The 14,210-nt window shown below is 72.5% G+C and carries 11 protein-coding genes; 3 read left to right on the top strand and 8 right to left on the bottom strand.

The annotated features are described in order from the left end of the window. Window positions 1-9: 9 nt before the first annotated feature. Window positions 10-1,683 (top strand): glycoside hydrolase family 13 protein, encoded by a 1,674-nt coding sequence (locus V6V47_RS19295; protein WP_334629708.1) that lies wholly within the window; start codon window positions 10-12, stop codon window positions 1,681-1,683. 140 nt (window positions 1,684-1,823) lie between these two features. On the opposite strand, the gene V6V47_RS19300 is transcribed toward V6V47_RS19295, so the two are convergent. From V6V47_RS19300 to xylA, 5 genes are all read right to left on the bottom strand, one after another. Beyond that, window positions 1,824-3,248, bottom strand: a complete 1,425-nt coding sequence (locus V6V47_RS19300) for an MFS transporter (RefSeq protein WP_334629665.1) — start codon at window positions 3,246-3,248, stop codon at window positions 1,824-1,826. Window positions 3,249-3,305: 57 nt separating this feature from the next. Next, entirely contained in the window at window positions 3,306-4,178 is an 873-nt protein-coding gene (locus V6V47_RS19305) for a hypothetical protein (RefSeq protein WP_334629666.1), read from the bottom strand. Between the two features lie 74 nt (window positions 4,179-4,252). Then, window positions 4,253-4,678, bottom strand: a complete 426-nt coding sequence (locus tag V6V47_RS19310) for a hypothetical protein (protein ID WP_334629667.1) — start codon at window positions 4,676-4,678, stop codon at window positions 4,253-4,255. Window positions 4,679-4,926: 248 nt separating this feature from the next. Further along, complete coding sequence (gene xylB, locus V6V47_RS19315; protein WP_334629668.1) at window positions 4,927-6,357, bottom strand: xylulokinase; 1,431 nt, start codon at window positions 6,355-6,357, stop codon at window positions 4,927-4,929. Window positions 6,358-6,365: 8 nt separating this feature from the next. Beyond that, complete coding sequence (gene xylA / locus V6V47_RS19320) at window positions 6,366-7,553, bottom strand: xylose isomerase (RefSeq protein WP_334629669.1); 1,188 nt, start codon at window positions 7,551-7,553, stop codon at window positions 6,366-6,368. A 78-nt stretch (window positions 7,554-7,631) separates the two neighbouring features. Between xylA and V6V47_RS19325 the strand changes: the two genes are divergently transcribed. Next, window positions 7,632-8,867, top strand: a complete 1,236-nt coding sequence (locus V6V47_RS19325) for an ROK family transcriptional regulator (RefSeq protein WP_334629670.1) — start codon at window positions 7,632-7,634, stop codon at window positions 8,865-8,867. A 54-nt stretch (window positions 8,868-8,921) separates the two neighbouring features. Here V6V47_RS19325 and V6V47_RS19330 read toward each other — a convergent pair whose 3' ends face one another. Beyond that, the gene (locus V6V47_RS19330) at window positions 8,922-9,539 is read right to left on the bottom strand and encodes a MarR family winged helix-turn-helix transcriptional regulator (RefSeq protein WP_334629671.1); all 618 of its coding nucleotides are present in this window, start codon (window positions 9,537-9,539) and stop codon (window positions 8,922-8,924) included. A 58-nt stretch (window positions 9,540-9,597) separates the two neighbouring features. Here V6V47_RS19330 and V6V47_RS19335 point away from each other — a divergent pair, with 58 nt between their 5' ends. Beyond that, window positions 9,598-10,728: a PP2C family protein-serine/threonine phosphatase gene (locus V6V47_RS19335; RefSeq protein WP_334629672.1), complete on the top strand. Its 1,131-nt coding sequence runs from the start codon at window positions 9,598-9,600 to the stop codon at window positions 10,726-10,728. Between the two features lie 3 nt (window positions 10,729-10,731). On the opposite strand, the gene V6V47_RS19340 is transcribed toward V6V47_RS19335, so the two are convergent. Together V6V47_RS19340 and V6V47_RS19345 are read right to left on the bottom strand one after the other, a co-directional pair. Then, a complete protein-coding gene (locus V6V47_RS19340) occupies window positions 10,732-12,198 on the bottom strand; it encodes a sugar transferase (RefSeq protein WP_442934264.1) in 1,467 nt (488 codons plus the stop codon). Between the two features lie 231 nt (window positions 12,199-12,429). After that, a complete protein-coding gene (locus V6V47_RS19345; RefSeq protein WP_334629674.1) occupies window positions 12,430-14,184 on the bottom strand; it encodes a substrate-binding domain-containing protein in 1,755 nt (584 codons plus the stop codon). Window positions 14,185-14,210: the final 26 nt, after the last annotated feature.

A 14,210-nucleotide genomic window follows, 5' to 3' on the forward strand; every position in this document is an offset into this window, starting at 1 on the left:
GAGACGACCCTGAACACCGATTCGACGCAGCAGACCACCTCCGGTCAGCCGATCACCGGCTGGTGGACCGAAGCCACCATCTACCAGATCTACCCCCGCTCGTTCGCCGACTCGGGCTCCGACGGCATCGGCGACCTGCCGGGCATCACGGCCCGCCTCGACCACCTGGCGGAGCTCGGTGTGGACGCGGTGTGGCTGTCGCCGTTCTACCCGTCCCCGCAGGCCGACGCCGGTTACGACGTGGCCGACTACCGGGACGTCGAGCCGCTGTTCGGCACCCTGGCCGACGCGGACAAGCTGATCGGCGAGGCGCACTCCCGCGGCCTGCGGGTGATCGTCGACCTGGTGCCGAACCACACGTCCTCGGCGCACCGTTGGTTCCAGGCCGCGCTCACCGCCGCGCCCGGCAGCCCGGAGCGGGCCCGGTACATCTTCCGGGACGGCAAGGGCCCGGCCGGCGAGCAGCCACCGAACGACTGGCAGAGCGTCTTCGGCGGCCCGGCCTGGACCCGGACGGTCGACCCGGACGGGCGGCCCGGCCAGTGGTACCTGCACCTGTTCGACACGGCCCAGCCGGACCTCAACTGGGACAACCCGGAGGTGCACGCCGAGTTCCTGGACGTGCTGCGGTTCTGGTTGGACCGTGGGGTGGACGGCTTCCGGGTCGACGTGGCACACGGCCTGGTGAAGCAGGCGGATCTGGCCGACTGGCAGGAGCCACAGGAGATCCTCTCCGGCAACGAGGTCGACAAGCCGCGCCCGCCGATGTGGGACCAGGAGGGCGTGCACGAGATCTACCGGCAGTGGCGGCAGATCCTGGACGGCTACCCCGGCGAGCGGGTGCTGGTCGCCGAGGCGTGGGTGGAGCCCGCCGAGCGGCTGGCCCGCTACGTCCGCCCGGACGAGATGCACCAGGCGTTCAACTTCGAGTACCTGCTCGCCGCCTGGACGGCACCGGCCCAGTACGCGGTGATCACCCGCTCGTTGGAGGCGACCGACGCGGTCGGCGCGCCGACGACCTGGGTGCTGTCCAACCACGACGTGGTGCGCCACGCCTCCCGGCTCGGCCTGCCGATCGGCACCGTCCGGCCCAACGGCATCGGGATCGGCGACCCGCAGCCGGACGCCGCCCTCGGCCTGCGCCGGGCCCGGGCGGCGACCCTGCTGATGCTCGCCCTGCCCGGCTCGGCCTACCTGTACCAGGGTGAGGAGCTGGGGCTTCCCGAGCACACCACGCTGCCCGACGAGGCCCGGCAGGACCCGACCTGGGCGCGTAGCGGGCACACCCAGCGTGGCCGGGACGGCTGCCGGGTGCCGATCCCGTGGGAAGCTGACGCCCCGTCGTACGGCTTCGGGCCGACCGACGCCAGTTGGCTGCCGCAGCCCTCGCTGTGGGCGGAGTACGCGCTCGACCGGCAGCGCGACGTGCCCGGCTCGACGTACGAGCTGTACCGCACGGCGCTGCGGCTGCGCCGCGCCCACGGGTTGGGCCGCGGCACGCTGGAGTGGCTGTCCTCGGGCGACGAGGTGTTGACCTTCCGCAACGGCGAGCTGACCGTGCTGACCAACTTCGGCGACGCCCCGGTACCGGTTCCGGCCGGCGCCGAGGTGCTCGCCGCCAGTGCGCCGCTGACCGACGACGGCGCGGTCCCCACCGACGTGACGGTCTGGCTGCACGCCTGACCTCACCCGCACCGCCCGCCGGGCACAAGATCCGCGCAACATCAGGGATGTAGTCCCCTCACGCTGCTGTGAGACCACTCTCTCCAGGATGTTGCGCGGATCTTGCCGCGTCGGCGGGCGCGAGCCGCGGGTGAGCGCGGTCAGAGGCGGTTGGCGCGCTTGTGCAGGAGGTCGTTCACGTTGTCGATGTCCGCCGGTGAGGTCCGCGAGGCGAGCCAGTACATGACGCCGGTGGGGATGAAGAAGAGCTGGAACGCGGCCAGGCCGACGGCGAAGTTCAACGGCGGCGGGAACGCCGCGCGCAGGCCCTGGAAGGCCGCCGCGACCAGCCCGTTCCCGGCCGCCCGGCCGACCCCGTTGACCAGGTTGCCCAGGCTGTACACGGTGCCCCGGTGCTCCGGCGGGTTGACGTCGGCGATCAGCGCGAACCAGTTCGGGGAGTTGGCCGAGGTCAGCGCGAGCGCCACCACCGCGGTGAGCAGGCTCAGCCCCACCGACGGCTCGGTGAACACGCTGGCCAGCACCGCGCCGGCCACCGCGCCGGCACCGCCGCCGTCCGGCACGTCGATGGTCACCGGGACGAAGAACAACACCAGGTAGAACGGCAGCGCGGCCAGGATGCCGACCGCGGCGACCAACGCCCGGCCCCGTGGGGTACGCCGCTGCACCGCATCGCCGATCAGCCCTCCCACGATGGAGAGCACCCCGCCGAGCTGGAACAGGGTGGCGAAGACGCTGCCCACCACCACCGCGGTCGACTCCGAGTAGCCCTGGGCCTCGGCCCGTTCGGCGAAGAGGAACGGCAGCCAGACCAGCGAGCCGAAAGCCGCCTGCGCGGTCAGGCCCTGCAGGATCAGCCAGCGATTGGTCCGTCTCCCCAGGATTCGCGGCAGATCCGCCCGGCTGATCCGGTAGTCGTACTCGCCGCCGGCGTCCAGCGCGTCGGCCAGCTCCGGTTCGCTCTGGCCACGCCGGATGTCGTAGGTGAACAGGTAGGCCACGGTGGCGAGCAGGCCGACGCCGGTCAGCACCAGGAACGGCCGTCGCCAGTCGGACGCTCCGAGCAGCCCACCGACCAGCGTGCCGGCCAGCGTGCCGACCCCCTGGGAGAGCCCCCAGAAGCTCATCACCAACCCTCGCCGGCCCGGCGAGATCAGATCGGTGACCACCGAGAAGCCCACCGAGCCGACCGCGCCGAGACCGACCGCCGCGACCATCTGCGCCACCACGAAGGTCAGGTAGCTGCCGGCGAGTGCGCTGCCGCCGGTGCCCGCCGCCCAGAGGAGCGTGCCCACCATGAGCAGCGGCTTACGGTTGGTCCGGTCGCCGACGTACGCCCAGCCGACGGCGGCCACCGCGCTGACCAGGAAGCTGACGGCGGTGACCAGGCCGAGCAGCCGCCCCGACACGGCGAACGCGTCGGAGATCGGCCCGTACAGCGGTGGCACGAGCCCGATCGCCACGTTGTCCAGTGAGGCGAGCAGCACGAACACCACGACGCTGTACAGCCGGTGCGTTCGGCCGCCACCCCGGGTCCGCCGGGGCTCGCCACTGGTCACGGTCATGTCCGGCAGCCAACCAGACTCCGGTGACGGGGGCGTCACGCGGGTGGGCGTCGCCGATCAGTTCCGACCCTCACGTACCCGGTCCAGATGTTCCCGGTAGACCACCTGGTAGGTGTCGTCGTAGGTCCATTGGCACGGTTCGACCTGCCGAGCCTCGGCGATCTCGCGCTGCTGCAACTGCTTCAGCTCGGCGAGGTCCGCCACGCCGAAGACGTCCGTCAGCCGAAGCGCGGAGCTGTCCCGTCCGGCCTCCTCCGCGGCGAGGGCGGCCCGTTGGAAGCCGTCACGGTAGCGCTCGGCGGCACCGGAGAGCGCCAACGACCGGCTGTCCGCGCTGGCGAACCCCTTCGCCTCGATGCACCGGGCGCGGTCGGCTGAGGCCCGCACGAGCCGGGGATCCTTGTCCACCGCGGCGAGGATCTCGTCCCTCCGGTGGCCCTCCTCGGCGGTCATCGCGCTGGTGTCGACGTGCGGCGCGGGGCCGAACTCCTGCCGGGCCTCCCGCCGGCAGGACGTCAGCCGGGACTGGTGGGTCTCGCGTTGCTCCGGCGTCATCCGCCGCAGCGTCGCCAGATTGGGATCGACCCGGCGAACGCCGGGCGGCAGGTAGTCGATCAGAGTGGTGAGACCGTAGCCGTACCGCTCGACGAACTCTTCGCGGCTCACGCCGAGCGCGATCCGGCGGTCCACCGCCCACTGGTCGACGTACGGCTGGTAGGTCTGGCCGCCATCGGCCATGCACCGGACGAGGGCGTCATTGACCCGACCCCAGTAGGCCAGCGCCTCGCCGTAGTCGTCGTCGCCGCGCTCCAGGGTGAGCGTCATCTGCCGAGCCACCTCGGCGGAGTCGGGCTGCCGGGTCGGCTCGTCGCCGCAGCCGGCGAGGGCCAGCACCACGGCGGCCAGGAGCAGCAGGGGTCTGCGCGTCATCGGCACCTCGCTATCCGCAACTCGCTCGGCGCCCGCCGCCGCGACCGACGTGGTCACGGCGGCGGGCCGGCCCGTCAGTAGCCGACGTTCAGGTACTCACCGCTCAACGCGCCGGTGGCGGTGAGCTTGCCGCGGAAGTAGGAGGAGTAGCGGCTGCCGTGGGTGTCCCGGTAGGTGTACCGGTAGCCGGCCGAGTCACAGCTGGTGGCGAACGTGCCGATCAGCGAGGGGTCGTAGTAGAGCACCGCGACGCACGAGCCGTCGCTGTAGGTGTCCCGGATCCGCCCGTAGTAGACGCCGTTGCCCTCGCAGGTCTCGGACGACTGGGCCTCCTCGATGCCGACCACCCGGCCACCGATGCTGATCTGCTGCTGCTGGGGAGACTCGACGCACTTGGCCTGGGCCGGGCCGGCGGTGAACCCGACCGTGAGCAGCGAGCCGACCAGCGCCGCCGAGCCGACCAGGGCGACCGTCCTTCTGGTACGCGATACAGGTGCCACACATCCTCCTCGGGAGAAGCGGAGCCCGAACGCTAACTGGCGGATGTCGATGTTGGAGCCCCGGTCACCGTCCGCTTCCTAGCGGACGGTGACCCGCAGTCGCACCGTCTCGGCCAGCGCCTCATCCGCCCGGGCGCGGCCCTGCTCACCCGGACGCCCCGACCGATCGCGCGCGGGTCGGGCGTCGCCCACGGTGTCCATAACGGACAGATCACGATTCGATGAGTGACGATGGATGGCAGCTCCGGTCACTTGCGGTCGACGACCAGGTCACGCGCCGTGGCGTACCGCTCTCGGACGGCGGGGACGGGCTCGGCCGCGTACTCCTCGGTGCCCTGGAGCGTCCACTCCGGCGCCGCGTCCCCGCCGAGGGCGACCCAGGCGGCCTGCCGTGCGGCCCCGTCGGCGACGTACTCTCCGACCGGTGGGACGACCACCGGGCAGCCGAAGACCTGCGGAGCGATCCGGCGGACCGCGGCCGACCGGGCTCCGCCGCCGACCAGGATGACCCGGCGGACGGTGGCACCCTGCGCGGTCAGCGCGTCCAGGCCGTCGGCGAGCGCGCAGAGCATTCCCTCCACGGCGGCCCGGGCCAGGTGCGCGGGGGTCGAGGTACGCAGGGTCAGCCCGTGTACCGCGCCGGTGGCCAGCGGCCGGTTCGGCGTCCGCTCCCCCTCGAGGTAGGGCACCATGACCAACCCGTCCGCCCCCGCCGGCGCGGAGAGCGCCAGCTCGGCCAGCTCGTCCAGGCCGACCCCGAGCAGGGCGGCGGCGGCGTCCAGCACCCGTGCGGCGTTGAGGGTGCAGACCAGCGGCAGGAACCGGCCGGCCGCATCGGCGAAGCCGGCGACCGCGCCACTCTCGTCGGCCGCCGCCACGTCGGCGACGCTGAACACCGTGCCGGAGGTGCCGATCGAGACGACCACGTCGCCCGGACCGGCGCCGACCCCGAGCGCGGCGGCCGCGTTGTCCCCGGTGCCCGCACCCAGCAGCGCGCCGCCGGGACCGCCCAACGCCTCGGCGCTCAGCATGCCGGCCGACTCGGCCGGACCGAGGACCTCGGGCACCACCAGCCGGCGGCCGAAGGCCCGCTCCAACAGATCCAGCCGGTAGTCACCGGTGGCCGGGGACCAGTAGCCGGTGCCGCTGGCGTCGCCCCGGTCGGTGCGCAGCGCGGCCAGACCCGCCGCCCCGGCCAGCCGCCAGGTCAGCCAGTCGTGCGGCAGGCAGACGGCGGCCACCCGCGCCGCCAGCTCCGGCTCGTGCCGGGCCAGCCAGCGCAGCTTGGTGATGGTGAAGCTGGCCACCGGCACGCTGCCGGCGGCCTCGGCCCAGAACCGGCGTCCGACCGCGCCGCCGCCGGCCTCCTCGATGAGGTCGACGGCGGCGTCGGCGGAGCGGGTGTCATTCCAGAGCAGCGCCGGGCGGACCACCCGGCCGCCCTCGTCGAGGCAGACCATGCCGTGCTGCTGGCCGGCGACGGAGACCGCCGCCACGTCGGCCAGCCCACCGGCCTGGTCGACGGCCGCCCGCAGCGCCTGCCACCAGGCTTCCGGGTCGACCTCGGTGCCGTCCGGATGCGGTGCCCGGCCCTGCCGGAGCAGGGCACCGGACTCCGCGTCGCGGATCACCACCTTGCAGGACTGGGTGGACGAGTCAACGCCTGCGACCAGCGGCATGGCGGGCCTCAGCGGGCGCCGAGCAGGTGCTCGACGGCGAGCTGGTTGAGCCGGACGAAGCCGAAGCCCCGGGCGGCCACCGCGTCGACGTCGAACTCCTCGAAGGCGGACCGGTCGGCGAGCAGGTCGTCGTACCCCTCGCCCGCGTTCAGCGTCGGAGCGCCCAGCTCACCGACCTTGCTGGCGGCCAGCGCCTCGACCACCTCGGGGTCGGCACGGAACGCCGCGGCCCGCTCCTTGAGCAGCAGGTAGGTGCTCATGTTGGCCGCCGCCGAGGCCCACACGCCGGCCATGTCCTCGGTGCGGGAGGGCTTGTAGTCGAAGTGCCGCGGCCCGTCGTAGGCCGGCCCGCCGTTGGGGCCGCCGTTCTCCAGGAGGTCCACCAGGGCGAACGCGTTCATCAGGTCACCGTGACCGAAGACCAGGTCCTGGTCGTACTTGATGCCGCGCTGGCCGTTGAGGTCCAGGTGGAACAGCTTGCCCTGCCAGAGCGCCTGGGCGATGCCGTGGGCGTAGTTGAGCCCCGCCATCTGCTCGTGGCCGACCTCCGGGTTGAGGCCGACCAGCTCCGGGTGGGCGAGCTGGGAGATGAAGCCGAGCGCGTGCCCGATGGTCGGCAGCAGGATGTCGCCGCGCGGCTCGTTGGGCTTGGGCTCCAGCGCGAACCGCAGGTTGTAGCCCTTGTCGATCGAGTACTGGGTGAGCAGGTCGACAGCCTCGCGGTAGCGGTCCAGCGCGGCGCGGACGTCCTTGGCGAGGTCGTATTCGGAGCCCTCGCGGCCACCCCACATGACGAAGGTGCTCGCGCCCAGCTCGGCGGCCAGGTCGACCTGACGCAGCACCTTGCGCAGCGCGTAGCGGCGGACGTCGCGGTCGTTGCTGGTGAAGCCGCCGTCCTTGAAGATCGGGTGGGTGAAGAGGTTGGTGGTGACCATCGGCACCACCAGGCCGGTCTCGTCGAGGGCCTTACGGAACCGGGCGATGTGCTGGTCGCGGGTGGCGGCGTCGACGCCGAACGGAACCAGGTCGTCGTCGTGGAAGGTGATCCCGTACGCGCCCAGCTCGGCGAGCCGGTGCACCGCCTCGACCGGGTCCAGCTCGGGGCGGGTCGCGTCACCGAACGGGTCGCGGGCCTGCCAGCCCACGGTCCAGAGCCCGAAGGAGAACTTGTCGGCGGGGGTGGGACGGGGTGCCATGAGGGACCTCCGAGGGTGGTGTGGCCACTATTTGTTCAACGATTGAATTATTTGTGTGGCCTGTGGCACTGTCAAGAGGTGAGCCTCACCAACGCCCCCGGCGCCGTCCGTCAGGGCAGCCTGCGCGAGCTCAACCTCGCACTGGTGCTCGGCCGGATCGCCGCCGCCGACCGACCCCCCTCCCGGGCCGACCTGGCCGCAGCGACCGGCCTGACCCGGGCCACCGTCTCCGCGGTGGTCGAGGACCTGCTCGCCGGAAGGCTGGTCAGCGAGGCCGACCCCGCACCTCGGGCCGGCGCCGGCCGTCCGGCCCGCGGGCTGGTGCTGGCCGACCAGGGCCCGGCCGGGCTCGGTCTGGAGGTCAACGTCGACTACCTGACGGTCTGCGTGGTCGACCTCGCCGGCCAGATCCGGCACCGCACCGTGCAGCGAGCCGACCTGCGCCCGGTCGCCCCCGCCGACGCCATCGCCCGGCTCGTCGAGCTGGCCGGCCGAGCCCGCGCCGACGCCGCCCGACAGGGCCTCACCCTGGCCGGGGCCGCGCTCGCCGTACCCGGCCTGGTGGACGACGCCGGGCTGGTCCGGCTCGCGCCGAACCTCGGCTGGCGGGACGTGCCGGTGCCCGCGCTGCTCGCCGGGCACCCGCCGCTCACCGAGCAGGTGACCGGCGTACCGGCCCTGGTGGTGGACAACGAGGCCAACCTCGCGGCGCTCGGCGAGCTGCACTCCCGGCCACCCGGCCCGGCCAGTTTCCTGCACATCTCCGGCGAGGTCGGCATCGGTGCCGGGATCGTGCTGGACGGGGCGCTGTTCCGCGGCGTCCGGGGGTGGAGCGGCGAGATCGGGCACCTTCCGGTCCACCCGCAAGGCCGCCCGTGCCGCTGCGGCGGACGGGGTTGTCTCGAGCAGTACGCCGGCCAGGAGGCGATCGTCGCCGCCGCCGGGCTGGCACGGGCCGAGCTTCCCGCGGACACCGCGACGGTACGACTGGCCGAGCTGGCCGAAGCGGGCGACGCCGACGCCCTACGGGCACTGCGGGACGCCGGGACCGCACTCGGTGTCGCCGTGGCCAGCGTGGTCAACCTGCTGGACCTGGACACCGTCGTGCTCGGCGGCGGATACGCCCCGCTCGCGCCCTGGCTGTGCCCGCCGGTGCTCGCCGAGATCTCCAGCCGGGTGCTCACCGCCGCCTGGTCGCCGGTCACGGTCCGCCCGGCGACGCTCGGCGCGGAGGCCGCCACGGTGGGCGCTGCCGGTTCGGTGGTCCGTCGGATCGTCGCCCAACCCGCCGGGTGGCTGGCCCGTTCCGGCTGACCCGATCCAGGCCGGCCCGGTCGCAACCGGCGATCCCAACGGGCCGCGCGGGGGTCAGGCGGTCCGTGCCACCGGGGAGTCGCCGGCCGGCCGCTCGCGGGGCGTGCCCACCGGGCGCTCCGGACCACCGGGCCACGCCCGGCCCGGCTCGACCGACCGGTCCCGCGCTTGCCCGGTCGGGTGATTCGGGTCATCCGCGCCGGTCGACGCGCTCTGCCCCTGCTGCTGGCGGGCGGTCTCGTCGAACTCCCGCATCCCGCGCAGCAGGGCCGTACGCCCCGCCGGGCTCATCCCGGCCAGGACGGCGGACAGCTGCGCCAGGCGGTCGGCTCGCAGCTCGGCGAGGAGCCGACGGGCATCCGGGGTGAGGTGCAGGGAGATCTCCCGCCGGTCGAAGCGACCCGGCTCGCGCTCCAGCATCCCCGCGGCGACCAACCGGTCGCAGAGCCGACTGGCGGAGCTGAGCAGCATGTCGAGCCGGCTGGCGAGCCCGCGCAGGTTGATCCCGTCGTGTTGCTCCACCACCGTCACGGCCCGTAGCTGGGCGCCGGAGACGCGGCTGGCAGTGCCCTCCCGAGCGGACTCCCACACGCCCAGCAGGGCGACCGCCGCGGTATCCAACGCGGCAGCCATACTCGGCTCAGGGTCCGGCGGACCGTGCAGTTCGGCCATGGTGGCCCGAGACTACTCCGAACCCGCTGGTGGTCGAGATTTGATCAAGGGAGTGGCCATGAGCGAACCGGTCAACCGGGCACGACGTGCCCTCAATGAGACACCCGCCGACCTGCTCGTCAACGGCGTGAACGACGTTCTCGACGAGGCGTACCAGATCACCGACGCCGAGCTGTTCCAGGTCGACTACCGACTCTCCGAGCTGCTGCCGCTCACCCAGGGTGAGGCCATCACCGGCCCCGGACATCCCGCCTGGCGCTCCTTCGACCACCAGTCGCCGATACTCGCTGACGGCGTCGGCTGGTTTCCGGTGAGCATGCGCGGCGAACGCCGGGGGGTGCTGCGACTCGCGCCGGTCCCGGACGACCCGGCCCTCCTCGGGGACCTCGCCGAGATCGCCACCGCACTCGCCCACGAGCTGAACGCCGTCGCCGCCGGCACCGACGTCTACCGCACGGCGGGCCGCAGCCAGCGGCTCACGCTGGCCGCGGAGATGCAGTGGGACCTCCTGCCCGGCCGCAGCCGGATCCGGCCCTCGTTCAGCCTCGCCGGGCAACTGGAGCCGGCGTACACGGTGCGCGGCGACAGCTTCGACTGGTCCGACGACGGGGACCGGCTCTGGCTCTCCACCATCAACGGCACCGGCGAGGGGGTCGCCGCGTCCCTGCTCACCTCGCTGGCCACCCACGCGTTGCGCAACGCCCGGCGGGCCGGGCTGGGCCTGGCCGATCAGGCCGCTCTCGCCGACCAGGCCATCTTCGACCTGTACCGAGGGAAGCAACACCTCTCCGCGCTGCTGATGGAGCTGGACCTGCGTTCCGGGGTGATGACGGTGGTCGACGCCGGCTCGCCCCGCCTGGTCCTGCTGCGCGGCGGAGAGGTCACCGAGCAGCCGCTGGAGGCGCAGTTCCCCCTTGGCATGTTCGAGGCGACCGACTACCAGGACCAGCGGTTCACGCTGGAGCGCGACGACCGGCTCTTCGTGGTCAGCGACGGGGTGGTCGATGCCACCGGGAGGAACGTGCGGTACGGGGAGACGGCGCTGGACCGGTTCGTCCGGCGAACCGGCCCGATGGAGCCGCTGGACGCCGTCCGCTCACTGATCGGCGACCTGCGCGCGTTCGTGGCCGGCGATCTGGTCGACGACGCGGTGGTGGTCTGCCTGGACTGGACCGGGCCGCAGCACTGACCGTCAGTACGCGCCGCGGCTGTTCAGCACGGCACCGAAGGTCTTCCAGAGGATGGTCAGGTCGGCGGCCAGCGACCAGTTCTCCACGTAGTAGAGGTCGAGCCGGATGCCGTCCTCCCAGCTCAGGTCGGACCGGCCGCTGACCTGCCACAGACCGGTCATGCCGGGCTTGACCAGCAGCCGGCGGGCCACGTCGCCGTCGTAGCGGGCCACCTCCGACGGCAGCGGTGGACGGGGCCCGACCATGCTCATCTGGCCCAACAGCACATTGACCAGCTGCGGCAGCTCGTCGAGCGACCACTTGCGCAACAGCCGACCGACCCGGGTGACCCGGGGGTCGTCGCGCATCTTGAACATCAGGCCGTCGGTCTCGTTACGGGCGGCCAGCTCGGCGAGCAGCGCGTCGGCGTTGACCACCATCGTGCGGAACTTGAAGACGCCGAACTCCTGCCCGCCCCGGCCGACCCGGACCTGTCGGAAGAGCACCGGACCCCGGCTGTCCAGCTTGATGGCCAGCGAGATGAACACGATCAGCGGGAACAGCAGCGCCAGCGCCAACGACGAGGCGGACCGGTCGACGAAGCCCTTGACCAGCTTGCGCGCGCCACGGAACTCGGGTGCCTCGACGTGGATCAGCGGCAGCCCCGCGACCGGGCGGGTGTGGATCCGGGGACCGGCCACGTCGGTCAGCGCGGGTGCCACGACGAGGTCGACGCCGGTGCCTTCCAGTTGCCAGCCGAGCCGCCGCAGCCGGGCCGCGGTCAGCTCGCCAGAGGCGGTCACCGCGACTGTGTCCGCGCCGATGGCGGTGGCGGCGTCCGGGATGCCACGGAACGACCCCACCACCGGCACGTCGCCGAGCCGCTGCGCCACCGGCGCCAGCAACGCGTCCGGAATGCAGGCCCCGACCACCTGGTAGCCGGCGTACGGCTCGCGGCGCAGCGTGTGCACCAACTCGAGCACGTGTGCCGTGTCGCCGACCACGAGTACCTTGCGGGACCAGCCGGCGCCCCGCGAGCGGGCCCGGTGCAGGCGCTTGCGGGCCGCGAAGCGGGCCACCACCAGGCCGATGGTGCCCACCCCGAAGGTGATGCCCAGGAAGCCCCGGGAGACCCCCACGTCCGCGATGTAACCGGCGATGGCGATCGCGCCGGCCAGCCGGAGACTGGCCGTGGTGACCCGCCGGTACTCGTCCGCGCCGTAGCCGACCACCCGGTCGTCGTAGCAGCCGAGCGCCTTGAGCGAGATCAGCCAGGCCAGCACCAGCCCCGGGGCCACCAGCACGTACGGGATCTCCGAGCCGGTCGGCTCGTCGTCACCGAACCGAGCGACGTAGCCGACGAGCAACGCGAGGATGAGGACGGTGGTGTCCAGTACCACCAGGACCCGGACGTAGGACCGTTCGTCGGCGCGCGCCAGCAGACCCTGCGGACGGCCATCCGGCCGCGCCGACGTGCTGGCGGGGGTCATCAGGGTGGACGTGCTCACCGGCCCTCCCACTCTGATCAGGATGGCCCCGGTCGGCGGGTCGGACCGGTGACGGACCGACAATGCGGGAGCCCCTCGACATCCTGCCCTGAGAATTATGGTCGCCGATTGCTTCGGACGTATTGCCGTCACTTTTCTTCAACACACGGCACGAAAATAAGGCCCGCCGTACCGGCAGTCCGGTACGGCGGGCCTTTACGGCTGTGCGTCGACTCAGCGCGGCGCCGGGGGCCGCCGCGCGATGGCGGTGAGGAAGATGCTGCCGATCTCGCTCGGGTCCTTGGTGACGAAGACGTCGCCACCGGTCACCTTCGTGATCGACTCCAGCTCGCCCTTGCTGACGCCCTCACCGATACCGATCATGATGACCTGTACCGGACGCTCCGGGTCGGCCATCTGCTTCAGCTGGGCGAGCAACTGCTGCTGGCTGACGCCGTTGTCGTCCTCGTTCTTGCCGTCGGTGAACAGCACGATCGAGTTGACCCGGCCCGGCTGCCAGTCCGCCAGCACCGCCTTGTACGCGGCCAGCATCGTGTCGTAGAGGCCGGTGTCGCCGCTCGAGGGCTTGATGGTGGCGAGCGCCGTCTCCAACTGGCCGCGCTGGCCCGAGAGGGGGCCGATGGGGACCAGCTCGCGGTAGTCCCGGTTGCCGATCAGCTTGGTCGAGAAGGTCCACAGGCCGATCGCCCAGGAGTCGTCGAAGAGGCCGAGACCGCGGCGTGCCGCGTCCACGGTGACCTCCTCCCGGCTGCGCTTGTTGGCGCTGGGCACCTCGTCCTTCATCGAGCCCGAGACGTCGATAACGCAGAGCATCCGGCCGGACTGGGTGGCGATCGACCAGCTGGAGACGACCCGCTGGATGGCGGCCGGGTCCAGGCCGCCTGCCGCGGTGCCACCGGCGGCCGGCGCGCTCGACGCGCCGCCGGCCGGGCTGGGCGCACCCTGTGGCGCGTGGAAGCCGTCGCCCCAGTTGCCGTCCGGCGACCGCAGCGACTGCGCCGCCAGGCGGTTACGGAACGAGGGTGCGGTGAGCAGCTCGTACAGCACCTTGGCCGCCGCCGCCTTGCTCGGCTCGATACCGGGCAGCACTGAGTACGGGTAGTCCAGCGGCATCGGCGCCGGCTCCAGGTAGAGCGCGGCGAGCGGCACCGGCGGCCGCTTGTTGTTGTAGGCGATAACGTCTTCTTCGGACAGCGCCGCCGCGCCGAGACCGCTCGCGATGGACGTCGCGTCCGTGGCCGTCGGGAAGCGGGCCAGCAGGTCGTTACGGAGCGAGGACCGTCCGGTGGCCAGCGCCCGCAGCGCACCCACGGTGTTGTTCTGGGCGTCGCCTCCGGCACCGTTGGCGGCCGCGGTCAGGGAGAGCAGACCCGACAGGCCGGCGGCGTCCCGGGTCGGCTCGACGATGCCGGTGCGGAGCGGCTTGCTGCTGTTGACCAGCTTGAGCAGATCGGTCCAGCTGAACTTCTTGTTGGGCCAGCCGCGCAGGGTGGCAACCGGCTCGGGCATCGCGACGACGACCGGGCTGCGCGCGATGGAAGCGCCGTTGGTCGGAGCGAACGCGGTCGCTTCCTTCTTGAGCCGCAGCAGCCAGGTCGAGGAGTCCGGCACCCAGACGTCCGGGGTGACGGCGGTGCCGCTGGCCTGCCCGACGCCGGCCAGGACTGCGCCGTGCTTGGCGGCCACCACGGCGGCCACGTCGACCGGGTCGGACGCCGAGACATCCACCCGGATGCAGGTGCTGCCCACCGCGGCGCCGTCCTTGGTCCACTGGGAGGCGGCGGCGTCCACCGCTGGCGCCAGCTCGGAGGCGACCGATACGGCGAGCCGGATCTCTCCCGAACAGCTGGGTTGGATCAGCTCTCGATAGCCGAACCAGACGCCGGTGCTGACGACGAGGACCGTCGCCGTCGCGGCGACTGCTGTTAGTTGGAGTTTCGAACGCATGCGATGGCGGCCAGCTGACACCTGACCATCTTGCGTATCAGGTGCCC

The sequence above is a fragment of the Micromonospora sp. CPCC 205539 genome (assembly GCF_036906815.1).
Classification (GTDB): domain Bacteria; phylum Actinomycetota; class Actinomycetes; order Mycobacteriales; family Micromonosporaceae; genus Micromonospora.